We start from the raw sequence: 15,251 nt of genomic DNA, 5'->3' as shown, positions 1-15,251 counted from the left end.
CAACGCACACGGATAGACGCGCGCAACACGCCCGTCAATCGAAGCAGGGTCTCGCCGGACGACTCGACCCCTGCGAGCCCGCGATTTTTCTCGAGCCCCGTGTCAGAAACCGCGGGGGCGCGGCGAAGCGATCTACGGACGGATGGACATTCAGGCAGGCAGAGGGCTCGGGACGAGCCCTGGGGTCGACCCCTGTCCATCGTTCGTCGTTTCGTCGTTTGGTCGCTTCGTGGTTGCGGAGCGGGGCGCCGCCCGGGGGCGCGAGCGGAGTATGACGGGGCTCGATGCGATGCTGAATCACGTCATCCAGGATAGGCTGTCTTGCGCTTCTCGACGCCTCGCACGCTCTCCCACTCCCAGAACCACATCACGATGCCGTCGGCCGCCGCGGCGCCGGTCATCGTCCACCTTCCATCGGCCCTCACGTGGTCGGGCTCCTGCGGATCGTCGCAATAGGCATTGCCGTTCGCGAGCCTGCCGTAACGTCCCAGGGTCGTCGCTCGTATCACGCCGCTCATGCAGCCACCGCCTTTCGTCGCGTCGTGGGGGCGCGCCCGGCCGCCTGCTCGCGGGCGTCCGGCGCTCTGCGCCGCGGAGCCTATCGCAGGATGCCGAGGGCGAGCTCGATCTGCTGGCGGGAGAAGACGCCGTGGTCGTCGACCGAGTAGTCGTCTGCCTCGAGCCGGAAGGTGCGCGTGGCCGTGACGTCCGCGCGGCCGCTGAAGCGGTACGGGATGACGGGCGAGGCGAACGACTCGCGGACCAGCTGGAGGCCGAGATCGACGGGGATGCTGATGGGGACCCGGACCTGGGTCGTGCGGTCGGAGGGGAGCCAGACGCCGTCGCCGTCGGCGCGGAAGTCGACCGGCAGCGGGTAGCGGCCGGCGAGCACGACCTGGCCGCGGACCGCGCGCACGGCGACGTCGTACGAGTTCGGGTTGTGGACGTTGACGACCACGGTCATGAGGACGCCGAGGCTCGGCGGGAAGCCGATGCGGATGCCGGTGATCTCGGCGTGATCGAGCTGCATCGTCGGCTTGCTGACGCAGGCGGGACCGGCGATCGCCGTCAGCGCTGCGAACGCGAGCGCGGGCAGGCGGCGCAGGAGGTGGTTCTTCCGGGGGCTCGGCACGGGCGGGAGCTTAGCCGCGCACGGACGCGCCGTCACCTCGCAGCGTGGCGGCGCGCGAGCCGCCGGCGAGGGGGCGACGTTGACGCGCGGCCGAGCGGCGGGGATGCTCCGGCGCGCGTCGAGGCTCGCGACGAGATCCCCCTGCCCTTCGACCCCTTGCCCTTTTCGGCGTCCCCGCGCTCCGCGACCTGCAAGGATATTTGATGGAGCTCACGACGATCGAACGTGCGCCCGCGGACGCGCGTCGCGCGCTGACGGCCGAGCAGATCGCGGCGATGTGCCGGCGCGCGTTCGGGGAGAGCGCCCTTGTCGCGTCCGCCCGGGAGCTGGGCGGCGGCACCTTCAATACGACGTACCTGGTCTCGCTGGCGCTGGCGCTGGTCGAAGAGCGGCGGGTCATCCTGCGGGTCGCGCCGCCGGACTCGGCCGCGCTGTCGTGGGACGAGGCGGCGCTCATGCGCCGCGAGCTGCACATCCAGCCGTATTTCGCCGCCCTCTCGACGCTGGCGCCGCGCACGCTCGCGGCGGACTTCACGCGCCAGCTCATCGATCGCGACTACGTGTTCCAGACCTTGCTCCCCGGCGAGCGCTGGGACGACGTGGCCGACGCGCTGTCGCCGGAGGAATCGCTGGCGCTCTGGGAGCAGTTCGGCGGTATCACGAGGACGATCCATGCGACGGCCGGCTCCGTGTTCGGCGGGCCGTTCCCGGTGCCCGAGTTTCCCGCGTGGAGCGAGGCGGTGCTGTACCGCCTGGCCTGCTCGCTGCGAACCGTGGCGGAGGCGTCGCTAGACGTGACCGACCTGGCGGCGGCGATCGAGATCATCCGCGGGGGCGCGGCCGTGCTCGACGAGATCCGGGAGCCGCGCCTCCTGCACGGCGATCTGTGGCTGTTCAACCTCCTGATCGAGCGCGGTGCGGAGGGTGCCAGGATCGTCGGGGTGATCGACGCCGATCGGGCGTTCTGGGGCGATCCGATGGCCGACTGGACGATGTTCGTGCTGTCCAAGTCCGCGTCGCCGGCCAACCGGCCGCTGTACGATCGCTTCTGGGAGGCGTATGGCCGGCCGCCGCACACGCGGACCAGCGCGTTCCGGGCGGCCGCGTACGAGGCGATGAACGTCGGGATCGCGCTCCCCTGGGCGGCGCGGCACGGCCACGGCGACCTGGTGGAGCGGGGGAAGCGCGAGCTGCGCGAGGCGCTGGAGGCGCTGCGGCGGCTCCGGCCGTAGGCCGTCCGTACGCCGTGGAGGATGCGCTGTCCGGGGGCCGTCGCCGGTGGAGCGGGGCATCGAAGGCAGGAACGCGCGCGCTGGATGGAGCGTCGCGCGGCGGTCAGGACGAACGCCCGGGGGGAGCGGCGGAGAGGACGTCGTGCACCTCCTCGCGCGTCCCGGTGCCGGCGAGGACGAGCCATGTCCGGAGCGTCGGCAGGTCGCGCATGGCTTCGACGGCGGAGCGCAGCGATGGAGGCATGGGGCCGAAACGAGCTTCGTACAGCGCGATGGCTCCCTGGGCGATCCCCTGCGCCATTCCCTGCGCCATCCCCTGTGTGCGTCCCTGCTCGATGAACTGCTCGACGAGCTCCTGGGTGGTCATGACGAACTCCTCTTCCTCCGGCGTCGCCGGCCCGCGCTGTTCGACCTCCGCGCGGAAGCGTAGCAGAGGACCGAGCGCGATGGCGCGCTCCGGCGCATCCTCCGGCAGCTGGCGGAAGTCCTCGATCGCCTCGCGCAACACGCGCCCACCGCCCATCAGCCGGATCAGCACGGTCGAGCGCACGCGGGGCAGCTCGGCGAGTACGACGACGGCGGTCCGCAGCAGGCTCGGGCCTTCGTATACGCCCGCGGGCCAGCCGGCCATCGGCTCCGCCCGCAGGCCGTCGAGCACGGCCGTGGGGCGGCCCGTCGACAATACCCAGAGGAACGGAGGCTCTGCCGCGCGATCGCGGGCCGTGCAGCTTCGCCATAGGGCAAGGTGCTTCTCCACGCACGCGCGCGCCTCGTCGGCGCTCGGGGTGTCGCTGTAGGCCTCGATGGTGCACGCCGTCGCCGCGAGGCGGCCCAGGAGACCGAGCCGCTCTCGACCTGATGCGCGCGCCGGGTCGGGCTCGTACCACACGTCCGCATGCTGCGCCTCTCCGACGACCTCGGCGTTGGTCACCACCTTGCCTATCGGCGTGAGCCCCTCTTGAGCGATGTCCTTTGCCAGCCGATCGAATCGGTTTCGCATGGCGGGCGCAGGCTGGCACGCCGCGCGGACGATACAAAGAAAAAGGCACGCTCAGACTCCGATGGGGCCTTACGAGCTGCCAGCGTGATGCATTTGAAATTCGACACATCCTCATGCAGCCGATGGGATGATTGCACCATCATCGGACGGTACGACCGCGGCCCCCCAACCCTCCTTCGCCTGATCCGTCGTCGGATGCCCCCTCGAACACCAGCCGCCCGCCCGAGAGCCACGGTATCCCGCCGCGCCCCCCTTCCGACGGGAAGCAGGCCCAGGCCTCCCCGTCGAAGCCCGCCCCACGGCGCGGCTCGCACCGCGCCCGCCCTTGCACCGGCCTCGACGCCGGCCCCTCGGCCGTGGCATGACGGCTCCATGCCCGAACGAGCCCTCTCGATCCCCCTCCCCGACGGAAGCGCGGTCTCGGGCGTGCTCCACGCGCCCGCCGCGCGCGCGAAGCGCTCCGGCGTGGCCGTGGTGCTGGGCCACGGGGCCGGCGGCGACATGCACGCGCAGCTCCTGGTCGACGTGGCCAGGGGGCTCAAGGACCGCGGGCACACGGCGCTGCGCTTCAACTTCCCGTACAAAGAGCTCGGCCGCAGGGCGCCCGACAGGCCGGAAAAGCTCGAGATGGCCTACGAGGCGGCCATCGCGCGGCTGCGGAAGGACAAACCCCAGCGGCTCTTGATCGGCGGCAAATCCATGGGCGGTCGGATCGCCTCGCTCCTCGCCGCGCGCGGCGTCCCCTGCGACGGGCTCGTGTTCCTCGGCTACCCGCTGCACCCCGCGGGCAAGCGCGCCCCGCTCCGCGACAAGCACCTCTCGGCCATCGAGGCGCCGATGCTCTTCCTCCAGGGCACCCGCGATCCGCTCTGCAGCCTCGATCTCCTCCGGCCGGTGCTGAAGCGCCTCGGCGCTCGCGCGAGCCTGCATGTGGTGGAGGGCGGCGACCACTCGCTCGAGCTCCTGAAATCCGCGGGACGGACCGCGGATAGCGTGCTCGCCGAGATCCTCGCCGCCATCGACGCCTGGCTCGCGAAGCACGCCTCCGGCAGAAGCGATGATCCCCGCCCGCCGGAAGCCGGGGGCGCCCCGCGCAGGCGAGCCGCCGGACGCCGGCCCGCGGCGCCGCGGGCCGCACGCCGACTGCCATGATCCAGCCGGATGGAGGGTGTGAAGCCGATGATCCCGCAAGCGCTGTTCTTCCTGACCCTCGCGTCGACGCTCGGGTGTGGGCTGATCGCGGGGGTGTTCTTCGCGTTCTCGAGCTTCGTGATGCCCGCGCTGGCCAGGCTCCCGCCGGCCGAGGGCATGGCGGCGATGCAGTCGATCAACGTGGTCGTGCTGAATCGCTCGTTCCTGGGCGTGTTCGTGGGGACGGCGGCGGCGTGCCTGATCCTCGCCATCGTGTCGACGCTCCGCTGGTCGGAGGCGGGCTCGGCGCTCCGCGTCGCCGGGGGCGCGCTGTACGTCATCGGCACGTTCCTGGTCACGGCGGCGCGCAACGTGCCGCTCAACGACGCGCTGGAGCGGGTCCCGCCGGAGGCCGCGGCGGCCGCGGAGACGTGGGCTCGCTACGTCCCCGCGTGGACGACGTGGAACACCGCGCGGGCGCTCGCGGCCCTCGCGTCCGCCGCCCTGCTCACGCTCGCGCTCGTCCAGAGCGCGCGCGCCGGATGATCGCGAGTCGGACAGCGAGGGAGCGCGGCGCTGTGCCGCTGACGCCAGAGACGCCATGACGACCCGCGCGCCGTAGCAGCGTACCCCCGAACGGAGCTGCCGAGTCGGACCGCCGTAATATCGCGGCACGCCGAGCGCACGATCCGCTCACCATCGATCGGCCGATGGGCCGAAGCGGTGGAATTGCAAAAACCGCTCAGCATGGCATATTGGACGTCCCTGCGCAACCCCCGTTCGGTCCGCCATGTCCACCTCCACCCCCGACGAGCTCTCGATTGGAATTGCCCCAGGAGACGTGCTCCTCGGCAAGTATCGCGTGGAGAGCGTCCTCGGGCGGGGCGCCATGGGGCTCGTCGTCGCCGCGCGCCACCTCGCGCTCGACGATCGCGTCGCGATCAAGGTGCTCCTGCCGAGGTACGTGCAGGATCCAGAGATCCTCCAGCGCTTCCTGAGAGAGGGGCGCGCCGCGGTGCGCATCCGCAGCCCCCACGTCGTGCGCGTCGCCGACGTCGGCACGCTGGAGAACGGCGCGCCGTACATGGTCATGGACCACCTCGAGGGGAAGGACCTCGCCGCCGTGCTCGCGGAGAGCGGGCCCCTCGCGGTGCCCCTGGCCGTCGACCTCGTGCTCCAGGCGTGCGAGGCGCTCGCGGAGGCGCACGCGCAAGGCATCGTCCACCGCGACGTGAAGCCGAGCAACCTGTTCCTCACGCGGAACGCGGACGGCTCGCCGTGCGTCAAGGTGCTCGACTTCGGGATCTCGAAGATGTCGCACGCAGAAGACCACGCGCTGACGCGGGTCGGGGGCGTGCTCGGCTCGCCCCTCTACATGTCCCCCGAGCAGCTCCGCTCGGCGAGCGACGTCGACGGCCGCGCGGACATCTATTCGCTCGGCGTCGTGCTCTTCCAGCTGCTCACGGGGCGAACGCCGTTCGTCGCGCACGAGCTCGCGCAGCTCGTCTATCTGGTCACGCAGGGCGAGCCGCAGCGCCCGCGCGCGCTGCGCCCGGACCTCCCGGAGCCCCTGGAGCAGGTGATCCTCACGGCGATCGCGCGCGATCGCGATCGCCGCTTCCCCACCGCCGCGGATTTCGCGCTCGCGCTCGTGCCCTTCGCCCCGCCGCACCTGCGCGCGGCCGCCGAGCGCCTCTTCGGCGCGCTGCGCGGCGCGCTCCCGGCACCAGCCCCGCCTCCGGGCGGCGCTCCGCTCGCCGCCTCGACGGCCGGGGCCGCCGTCGCCGCGGCGGCCATGCCCGCCGACGGAGCGCTCACGATCGCGCCGGTCGGCACGACCAACCGCAGGCCAGCGTCGCTCGATCGGCGCGTCCTCCCCATCGCGCTCGGGCTCGGCCTGGCGGTCGTGGCCAGCGGCGTGTTCCTGTGGCGCCTGTCGCCCGGGACCGCGCCGACCGAGGGCTCGCAGGGCGCCCAGGCGGAGCCCCGCGCCGCGCCGCCGAGCGCCGCGCCCTCCGTGGCCATCGAGCCCTCCGCGAGCGCCGCGCCACCCCCCGCGGCGGCCGAGCCATCTCCCGCGGCCGAGCCCCCGCCCGCGGCGGCCGAGCCATCTCCCGCGGCGGCCGAGCCTTCCGCGAGCGCCGCGCCGCCGCCCGGCGCCGCTCCCGGCGCGTCGGCCGAGGGGCAGCACGAAGCGGCGCGCGCCACGGCCACCGCGGCGCCGAAGCCCGCGAAGCCGAGCGGCTCGGCGCCCCCGCGGCGCAGCACGCCGCCCCCTAAGCGGCCCGTCAGCGCGGATCCCTTCCAGCGCGATGTCTTCTGATACCCTCGCCGGGACGATGACGCCGCCGCAGACGACGAGCCGAGCGAAGCGCGGGCCCAGGTGGGTCGCCTGCCTATGCGCGCTCGGCGCCGGCCTGACGGCGACGCTCGCGGGAGGCACCGCGGCGAGGGCCGACGACAAGGCGGGCGCCGTGGCGCTGTTCCGGGAGGCCGGAGAGCTCGTCGACGCCGGCCAGCCGGCGCGCGCCTGCCCCAAGTACGAGGAGAGCCTGCGCCTCTACGACAGCGTCAACACCCGGTACTTCCTCGCCGATTGCTACGAGCGCATCGGCAAGATGGCGTCCGCGTGGGCGCAGTTCCTCGAGGTCGCCGCCCGGGTGCGCGCGAGCGGCGACCCGGCGAAGGAGGCGAAGGCGCGCGAGCGCGCGGCGGCCGTCCAGCCGAAGGTCTCGCGCCTCACGGTGGTCGTCGAGGCCGCGAGCACGCCGGGCCTCGAGGTGAAGCGCGACGGCACGCCGGTCGGCCCCGGCCAGTGGGGCGTGCCCATGCCGGTCGACGCGGGGACCCACGTCGTCGAGGCGAGCGCGCCGGGCAAGCGACCGTGGACGGCGCAGGTCGAGGTCGAGCCGGGCGGCGCGACCTCGACCCTCGTCGTGCGCGCGCTGGAGGGCGACCCCGCGTCGGCGGACGCGGGCGGCGACGGCAGCGGGCGCCGCACGCTCGCGCTCGTGACGGGCGGCGCGGGGCTCGTGGCCGTGGGCGTCGGGACGGCGCTCGGCTTCGCGGCGAAAGCGCGGTTCGACGAGTCGCGCCCGTTCTGCAACGGCGACCGCTGCGACCAGCGCGGCATGGACATCCGCGACGGCGCCGTGGCGCGCGCGAACGTCGCGACGGTGGTCTTCGGCGTCAGCCTCGCGGCCATCGCCGGCGGCGGCGTGCTCTGGTTCACCGCGCCGAGCCCGTCGAAGGGCGCGTCGGTCGGGCTGACGCCCACGGTGGGCGGCGCGCTCGTGCGAGGCAGCTTCTGATGCGCCTCCGGGGGCTCGCCGCCGGCCTCGGCGCGTCGGTGCTCGCGACCGGGTGCGGCCTCGTCCTCGGCATCTCGTCCGGCGAGTACGACCCCGACCCGTTCGGCCTCGATGGCGGCGCCGCGGGCGCTGGCGGCGCCGCGGGCGCTGGCGGCATCGCGGGCTCGGGCGGCACCGCGGGCGCGGGCGGCACCGCGGGCGCCGGGGCCGATCCGCCTCCCTGCGCGGCGCTCCTGGACGACCTCGAGGACGGCGACGGCGCGATCCTCCGGTGCCAGGGCCGCGTCGGCAGCTGGTACACGTACAACGACGGCACCCGGAGCGGCACGCAGACGCCTTTGCCCGGCCGCCCCTTCGTACCGGTCTCGCCCGGGCACGGCCCGAGCGACTACGCCGCCCACGTCGCCGGAAGCGGCTTCGTCTCGAGGGGGGCCGGGATGGGGTTCGACCTGAACCTCGCCCCGGGAGGAGCGAAGCTGAGCTACGACGCCTCCGCCTACGCGGGCCTGACCTTCTGGGCCAAGGCGGCGGCGCCGACGCACATCTACGTGAACTTCCCCGACCGCAACACGGATCGCGAAGGCGGCGTGTGCGAGGGCACGGGCTGCGGCGACCATTTCGGCAAGGGCCTCGACCTCACGACCGAGTGGGCGCAGTACACCGTCATGTTCTCCGCCCTCAGCACGGACGGCTGGGGCGTCCCGGCGCCCCCGGCGCTCGACGCCGCGCACGTCTATTCGATCGAGTTCCACACGGCGAAATCGACCGTGTTCGACATGCTCGTCGACGACATCGCGTTCGTCCCCTGAGCTCCCTTCGCTCCGGGCGCCGCGGCGGCTGCGAGCGCGCGCGGCGCTCGCTCAGGGCTCCGGCGAGTCGATGCGCATGAACGAGAGGGTGCGGAACGTGCGCTTGCTGAGCTTCCAGCCCGAGTTCGTCAAGACCGCCTCGTTCTCGTAGGTGCCATGCGCGACCTGCACGCTGCTCAGCGGGTCGTAGACGTGCGTCGCGATCAGGTAGGAGGTGATCTTCGCCCGGCGGCCGCCAGGGAGGATGTCGATACGAATGTTGCTGATCAGGTGCTGCGTGCCCACATAACCGGACTCCGCGAACAGGACGTCGATGAAATCGGCCCAGGCCTCGGCGCTGGGCACCGAGACCACCGGGGGATCGCCCGGATCGGCGCCGGCTTCCCAGATGATGACGGGGGCGTCGTTCGTGAAGCACCTCGCGTAGATCGCCTTGCCCGTCGCCAAATCACCGCGGCCGATCGCGTCGGTCCCGGCCGCGTAGCAGTACTCGAGCTGCTCGATCTCCTGCAGCGCCTTGAGCTCCGGCAGGCCGTTCGGGGGCGTGCCCTCCGCGGGCTTCGCGATCGACATGGTGAGGGCGCCCGCCAGCGCGAGCGCGGAGGCCGCCGGCAAGGCGCGACGCAGAAAGCCGCTGAAACGATCGCCGTTCGTGCTCATGGAACTCACCCCTTTCGCTGGGCGCACGCAAGTCGCCAAGGATCAAAGATATAATCTAAATATCTTAACAAACCCAGTCAAGCACAGTTTGCCGCGAGCTTCGGAATCCGGCGCGAGGTCATCGGGTCATCGGGCCATCGTGTGGGCCATCGTGTGGGCCATCGTGTGGGCCATCGTGTGGCAGGTTCGACGTTCGAGCTCCGCAGGTTCGGGCGCACGTGCGGCGCCGTCGCCTGCAGGGCGCTCGCCGGCGACGTCGGCGCACGCTGTCAGGCTGTCCACCTCGCGCCACCTCGCGCCACCTCGCGCCGCACGGCCGGCGCAGGTGGGCCGCGCTACACGCGCGCTACGTGGCGCTGCGGCGCATGCTTCGAATGCAGTGCTCGAGCCCCTGGCGCAGCGTCGAGCGCGTCTCGATCGACGAGAGATCCACGCCGAGCCCGACGATGGTCTGGGCGATCGCCGGGTGGATCCCCGTGATGATCCCCTCGGCCCCGAGGAGCTTGATGGCCGCGGAGAGCTTCAAGAGGTGGTTCGCCGTCTCCGTGTCCATCGCCTCGATGCCGGTGAGATCGAGGATGGCATAGCGCGCCCGCGTGCGGACGACCTCGCGGAGCACGCCCTCCATCACGTCGGCGGCGCGCGTGCTGTCGAGCATGCCGACGAGGGGCAGCGTGAGCACGCGGTCCCACACCTGGATGATCGGCGTCGACAGCGCGCGGATGACCTGCTGCTGCCGCTCGATGAGCTCGAGCTTCGCGCGGAGCTCCTGCTCGGTGCGCTTCGAGGCCGTGACGTCGAGGGTGACCCCCGCGACGTGCGTGACCTCGCCGAGCTCGTTCTGGATGGGCAGATACCAGGCCTCCCAGTGGACGCCGTCGATCTCGTTCACGAAGGTCGACATCGTGCCCTCGAGCGCCTTGCGCAGGACCGCCGTGCCCGACTCCGGGTAGAGCCCGAAGATGTTGAGGCCGACGAACTGCCCCGGCTTGAGTCCCGCGGACTCGAGCCCCTTCCCGTCGTGGAGGACGAAGTCCCCTTGCGCGTCGATCGCCCACAGGCAGACGGGGAGGTGGTCGTTGATCGCCCGGAGGAGCTTGAGCTGTATCTCGTGCTTGATGCGCTCCTCGGCGTCGCGGAGCGTTCCATAGACCTCTTCCTTCTCGGGCACCCATCGCGCGGCGCACTCGAAGTACTTGAAGGATCCGTCGGCCGTCTTCAGCCGCACGTCGACCGCCACGGGCTCCGCCGCGGCGCGGACACGCCTCCACGCCTCGTCGAACGAGCGCCTGTCGTCCGGGTGAACCAGGGGACCGAGCCCCGCTGCCGACTCCCCGTCGAGGAGCTCGGCGCTCATCGCGCGCGTGAGCGCGCGGCTCGTGCGGAGCAGCGCTCCGCCCTCGCTGGCGATGAAGACCAGCTCCGTACAATGCAGGAAAAAGTCGTCGAGCGTGCTGGTCGTGCTGTCTGGCGGTGACATGTCCAGCCTGGCAGGCTACATCGATCGAGCCGTCAGTGTCGAGGATCCATGTCGAGGAGAGCCCCCTCGAAGGCCTCCCGAGCGTCCCCTCACGCTTCGCCCGCCGCGGGGCGGACCTGCGGTGTTCTGTATGCTGTCATACTCACGCAGCGACCGGCTTGGCGCGTCGGAGGGCGCGATCGCACGCCGACATCCATCGAGCGGCCGGCGTACACCATGGTGGGACAACGGCGCACTATCCCTCGCTGCCACCGCCTCGTGCCCGCCAGCCGTGGAGCGAAGAGACGTACACGACAACTGTGCAGCTTCGCCGGCGCCGGCGGCCGTCGCCCACGATCGCCGGCGGAGCTCGGCGACGGGACGTGGCACGGCAGCGCCGCCGGGTGAGGCATTTTGCTCCACAGAGCTCTCGGTGAGGCGCTTTTGCGCCATGCAATGCTCGTCGGTTTATCGAGCGAGAACGGGCGCTGAGGATCATTGGCTTCGCGGCTGAGGCCGTCGGAGCGAAACAAGGCGATGACATTGCATCATGAAACCTTCTGGTTCCAGGCCATGGAAACCCGTTGCGCATGTGGTCGAGCATGGTAAGCAAAGCAGGCTTCATCGTCGTAGCCGCGCGATTAACGTCGATCAACGTCGATTGTCAAATTCCGTCGCGAGCCAGGTCGGACGAGGCCCTACGAAATCGATGCCAGGACGTCGCTTCGGCCTCGCCCGGGATGACCTTTCGGCGAGCCAACGGGCTGCCACATGGATGGAACGATCATGAAGAGACATGGATGTTCACGGTACTTGTTGACCGGACTGGCCACGCTGGCGCTCTTCCCTGCCGGCTGCATCGACGATCCAGGCGCAGACCCGGAGGCGCTCGACACCGACGAGGCGGCCGCCGTGACGGGCGCCCCGTTGACCAGCGTCGCGTCCGGGAAATGCCTGGACGTGAAAGGGAGGAGCACCACGCCAGGGACCGGCCTGCAGATCTACACCTGCAATGGACAGGACAACCAGAGCTTCAATTTTACATCCGCCGGTGAGCTCCAGGTCTACGGCGGCACCCGGTGCGTCGAGCCGGCGAACGGCGCGACGACCGCGGGGACCAAGGCTGTGATCGCCAGTTGCAGCGGCCAGGCTCGCCAGAAATGGACGAGGAGCTCGGCCGGCGCCATCATCCACCAGCCGTCCGGGCTATGCCTGGACGTGGAGGGACGGGGGACGACCAACGGCACCGCCGTTCAGCTCTGGACCTGCAACAACCAGACGAACCAGCAATGGTCGTCGCCCGTCGAGGTCGTGACCACGGGGTCGACCTGCAGCTCGGCGGTCTGCGAGGTCGTCCAGGTCGCCACGGACACCGACCTCCCGTGGGGTCTTGTCTCGCTGCCGGACGGCACGGTCCTTTACAGCCGGAGGGACGCGGACGACATCGTCCAGCTCAACCCGAGCACCGGCGCGAAGACCTCGATCGGCACGGTGCCGAACGTCGCGGGCACGGACGGCGAAGGGGGCCTGATGGGGCTGGCCATCGCGCCGACGTTCGAGGCCGACCGCTGGCTGTACATCATGCATACGTCGTCCACGGACAACCGGATCGTGCGGATCAAGGTCGTCGGCAACCGGCTCGACACGTCGACCGAGCAGGTGCTGATCTCGGGCATCCCCCGCAACAAGTACCACAACGGCGGCCGCCTGCGGTGGGGGCCGGACGGCAAGCTCTACGCCACGACGGGCGACGCGCAGAACGGGAACCTCGCGCAGGACACGAGCAGCCTCGCCGGGAAGATCCTGCGGCTTGAGCCCGACGGCAGGGTCCCGTCGGACAACCCGTTCGGGAACTACGTGTGGAGCTACGGCCACCGGAATCCGCAGGGGCTGGCGTTCGACTCCACGGGTCGGCTCTGGGAGCAGGAGTTCGGCAACACCGTGATGGATGAGACCAACCTCATCCAGAAAGGCGGAAACTACGGCTGGCCGAGCTGCGAGGGCACCGTCTCGCAAGGCGGCAGCGGGTGCAGCACGGCGGGGTACATCGCGCCAAAGCTCACGTACCGGACCGCCGAGGGGTCGTGCAGCGGGATCGCGATCGTGGACGACGTCTTCTACGCCGCGTGCCAGCGGGGGACACGGATGTACCGCGCGGTCATCAGCGGGAGCAGCCTCACCAGCGTGCAGCAGCTGTTCGTGGGCACCTACGGCCGCCTCCGCACCGTCGAGCCCACCCTCGATGGCAACCTCTGGCTGACGACGACAAACACCGGGGGCACGGACAGCGTGCCCAACAACAGCGACGAGCGGATCTTCCGCGTCATCCTCGGCAACTGAGCCTGGATCAGAACGGCGTGCCGCCGTCCTCCGGGACGATGATCGATTTCAGCGCGCCGTCCTGGCAGTCCGCCTGCAGGCGGAAGCCCTTCTCGGCGTCCGACAGATCGAAGCGGTGGGTGACGATGGAATCGACGTCCACCGCGCCCTCGGCGACCATGCGGATCGCCCGCGGGTACACGTGCCCCATGCGCCGGGAGAACTTCACCTTCAGCCCCTTGCGGCGGCACAGCGCCGCCGGCAGCGCGTAGCGGTCGCCCTCGGGGATGCCCGCCAGCAGGATCCGCCCGCCGATGCGCGCGGCCTCGGCCGCGTGGTGGAAGCCGTCGGGCGAGTTCGTCGCCTCGATCACGAGATCGGCGCCCCGGCCGCCCGTCCATTCCGGGACGGCCGCGAGCGCCGGCGCCGCGTCGTGCGCGCCCAGGCGGCGCGCCGCCTCGGCCCGGTAGGCCACGGGGTCGACGGCGAAGACGCGGGCGGCGCCCGAGCGGCGCGCGAGCTGGACCAGGCACAGGCCGATCGGCCCGCAGCCCAGCACCACCACCGTCTCCTGCAGGTGGGGCCGGGCGAGGTCGATGGCGTGAATCGCGACGCCGAGCGGCTCGAGCATCACCGCCCGGCGCACCGAGAAGCCGGCCGGGACGGGCACGACCTGATCGGGGTGCACCGCCACCCGCTCCGCCATGCCGCCATGGAGCGGCGGCGCGCCCAGAAACTCCACGAAGGGGCACAGGTTCACGTGGCCGCGCTGGCACCACTCGCAGCGGCCGCAGGAATGGGCGGGGTCGACGGCGACCAGCTGCCCCCTGGACAGGCCCAGCTCCGGATGGTCCTGGACGACCCAGCCGGCGAGTTCGTGTCCCGGCACGAAGGCGCCGTGGATCTGCGCCGAGCCGATCCCGCCCTCCAGGTAATAGTGCAGATCGCTGCCGCAGATCCCGCAGCCGGCGACCTGGATCATCACCGTGCCCTCGCGCGGCTGCGGAGGCTCGACCTCGCCGAACCGGACATCACGAACGCCGTGGATGATGGCTGCGCGCACCGCTTCACTCTCCCCTTTCGCCGCCCCGCCGGTACCCGGCCTCTCCGAGCTGAACAATTGTGCGGGCGCGAATGCGCATGTAGCTTTCCCCGTGATCGCTTGTCAACATCCGTTCCGGATCGCCGTCGGCCCGAGCGCCGGAGAGCGCGAATGACGAGCGCCGCCTGTCGACCTTCGCCAGGGAGCAGGCGCGGGCCATCGCCGCAGGCATGGAGAGCCCGGGCGGCCCCGCACCGCGGGGCGATCCCAGCAGGCCGTGGGGGCAGCCACGTCGATGCGCGATGCAATGATAAAGTAAGTTAGCCTAACTATCCTTTCGGGGACGCCGGGCCGCATGACAGGAGCTACGGTAGAGGACGCGGCGCTCGGCCTCTTCCCGTCGCAGGGCGCCGAAGAGGTTCCCGCGCTCGCCACGGGGGCCCAGCGGCTGCGCGCGGGTTGCGGGGGCGGGTTCCTGGGCCGAGCTGGACGTTCCTGCCCCCCTGCGCCGCGGGTCTCCCGTCAGCGGATGAGGCCGTTCGCGCGGAACATCCGCTCGTAGATCGCGCGAATCACGGGCTCCTTGTGCTTGTTGTAGTCCATCACCATGCCGCTCGCCGCCGAGATCTCGGACGCAGCCGCGAGCTTCGCCCGTCGGTAGAACTCGAGATCCTCCGGGTGCTCGGTGAGCCACTGGCGGAACATGCGGTGGCGGATCACCTCCGGACAGTCGGGGCCGAAGACATGCACGTTGCTGTTCGGCTCGGCGAGCTGGAGGCACCGGTGCTCGTGCCAGTCCGGCTCGCGAATGACCAGCGTGAATCCGGCGCTCGACAGCGCGGGGACGTACGCGAGCTCGTCGGCGGGATCGGCGACGGTGAGGTCGACGTCGATCGTCGGCTTGGCGGCCAGCCCTTTCACCGAGGTCGAGCCGACGTGCTCGATCGCGAGCGCGGCGTCGCCGAGGGCGGCGCGGATCTTCCGCGCGACCACATCGAATAGCCCCGGCCAGCGCTCGTCGTAATCGACGACGGCGATCGGCGCCGGCGCCGGCGGGCCGTTCACCCACGGGTCCTGACCGGGGGCGGGCGCGTGATGCTTCGTGATCTCCTCGGCGGTGGGCACGGCGCGAGTATAGGCGTGCCGCGCTCCGCGT

General features: G+C 71.4%; 14 protein-coding genes. 7 read left to right on the top strand and 7 right to left on the bottom strand.

Annotated features, from left to right (window positions below; genetic code table 11):
* Nucleotides 1-302: 302 nt before the first annotated feature.
* A complete protein-coding gene (locus NQZ70_RS17140; RefSeq protein ID WP_129575165.1) occupies nucleotides 303-518 on the bottom strand; it encodes a hypothetical protein in 216 nt (71 codons plus the stop codon).
* Nucleotides 519-598: 80 nt separating this feature from the next.
* Entirely contained in the window at nucleotides 599-1,132 is a 534-nt protein-coding gene (locus NQZ70_RS17135) for an LEA type 2 family protein (RefSeq protein ID WP_129575164.1), read from the bottom strand.
* 203 nt (nucleotides 1,133-1,335) lie between these two features.
* Here NQZ70_RS17135 and NQZ70_RS17130 point away from each other — a divergent pair, with 203 nt between their 5' ends.
* A complete protein-coding gene (locus NQZ70_RS17130; RefSeq protein ID WP_129575163.1) occupies nucleotides 1,336-2,364 on the top strand; it encodes a phosphotransferase family protein in 1,029 nt (342 codons plus the stop codon).
* A gap of 103 nt (nucleotides 2,365-2,467) precedes the next feature.
* Here the strand turns inward: NQZ70_RS17130 and NQZ70_RS17125 are convergent, their stop codons facing one another.
* The gene (locus tag NQZ70_RS17125; protein WP_129575162.1) at nucleotides 2,468-3,364 is read right to left on the bottom strand and encodes a hypothetical protein; all 897 of its coding nucleotides are present in this window, start codon (nucleotides 3,362-3,364) and stop codon (nucleotides 2,468-2,470) included.
* A 372-nt stretch (nucleotides 3,365-3,736) separates the two neighbouring features.
* Between NQZ70_RS17125 and NQZ70_RS17120 the strand changes: the two genes are divergently transcribed.
* The 5 genes from NQZ70_RS17120 (at nucleotide 3,737) to NQZ70_RS17100 (ending at nucleotide 8,615) form a co-directional block, all read left to right on the top strand.
* Nucleotides 3,737-4,516 carry an alpha/beta family hydrolase gene (locus NQZ70_RS17120; protein WP_129575161.1) on the top strand — a complete coding sequence of 260 codons (780 nt, stop codon included), beginning with the start codon at nucleotides 3,737-3,739 and terminating at the stop codon, nucleotides 4,514-4,516.
* A 9-nt stretch (nucleotides 4,517-4,525) separates the two neighbouring features.
* Complete coding sequence (locus NQZ70_RS17115; protein ID WP_165374011.1) at nucleotides 4,526-5,041, top strand: DUF1772 domain-containing protein; 516 nt, start codon at nucleotides 4,526-4,528, stop codon at nucleotides 5,039-5,041.
* Nucleotides 5,042-5,285: 244 nt separating this feature from the next.
* A complete protein-coding gene (locus tag NQZ70_RS17110) occupies nucleotides 5,286-6,818 on the top strand; it encodes a serine/threonine-protein kinase (protein WP_237245376.1) in 1,533 nt (510 codons plus the stop codon).
* Nucleotides 6,808-7,806, top strand: a complete 999-nt coding sequence (locus tag NQZ70_RS17105; protein ID WP_237245375.1) for a hypothetical protein — start codon at nucleotides 6,808-6,810, stop codon at nucleotides 7,804-7,806. The genes NQZ70_RS17110 and NQZ70_RS17105 overlap by 11 nt, the downstream gene beginning before the upstream one ends.
* Complete coding sequence (locus tag NQZ70_RS17100) at nucleotides 7,806-8,615, top strand: hypothetical protein (RefSeq protein WP_129575160.1); 810 nt, start codon at nucleotides 7,806-7,808, stop codon at nucleotides 8,613-8,615. Before NQZ70_RS17105 ends, NQZ70_RS17100 begins: the two co-directional genes overlap by 1 nt.
* Before the next feature lie 51 nt (nucleotides 8,616-8,666).
* Here the strand turns inward: NQZ70_RS17100 and NQZ70_RS17095 are convergent, their stop codons facing one another.
* On the bottom strand, nucleotides 8,667-9,275 hold the full coding sequence (locus tag NQZ70_RS17095; protein WP_129575159.1) for a nuclear transport factor 2 family protein: 609 nt from the start codon (nucleotides 9,273-9,275) through the stop codon (nucleotides 8,667-8,669).
* A gap of 346 nt (nucleotides 9,276-9,621) precedes the next feature.
* Nucleotides 9,622-10,755, bottom strand: a complete 1,134-nt coding sequence (locus NQZ70_RS17090) for an STAS domain-containing protein (RefSeq protein ID WP_129575158.1) — start codon at nucleotides 10,753-10,755, stop codon at nucleotides 9,622-9,624.
* Between the two features lie 765 nt (nucleotides 10,756-11,520).
* Here NQZ70_RS17090 and NQZ70_RS17085 point away from each other — a divergent pair.
* Nucleotides 11,521-13,074: a PQQ-dependent sugar dehydrogenase gene (locus tag NQZ70_RS17085; protein WP_129575157.1), complete on the top strand. Its 1,554-nt coding sequence runs from the start codon at nucleotides 11,521-11,523 to the stop codon at nucleotides 13,072-13,074.
* A 7-nt stretch (nucleotides 13,075-13,081) separates the two neighbouring features.
* Here the strand turns inward: NQZ70_RS17085 and NQZ70_RS17080 are convergent, their stop codons facing one another.
* Both NQZ70_RS17080 and NQZ70_RS17075 read right to left on the bottom strand, forming a co-directional pair.
* Nucleotides 13,082-14,116 carry a zinc-binding dehydrogenase gene (locus NQZ70_RS17080; protein WP_129575156.1) on the bottom strand — a complete coding sequence of 345 codons (1,035 nt, stop codon included), beginning with the start codon at nucleotides 14,114-14,116 and terminating at the stop codon, nucleotides 13,082-13,084.
* A gap of 501 nt (nucleotides 14,117-14,617) precedes the next feature.
* Nucleotides 14,618-15,220 carry a GrpB family protein gene (locus NQZ70_RS17075; RefSeq protein ID WP_129575155.1) on the bottom strand — a complete coding sequence of 201 codons (603 nt, stop codon included), beginning with the start codon at nucleotides 15,218-15,220 and terminating at the stop codon, nucleotides 14,618-14,620.
* Between the last annotated feature and the right edge of the window lie 31 nt (nucleotides 15,221-15,251).

This window comes from Sorangium sp. So ce836, assembly GCF_028553905.1.
Taxonomy (GTDB): Bacteria; Myxococcota_A; Polyangia; order Polyangiales; family Polyangiaceae; genus Sorangium; species Sorangium cellulosum_D.
This window is presented reverse-complemented; position numbering and strand designations above follow the sequence as displayed.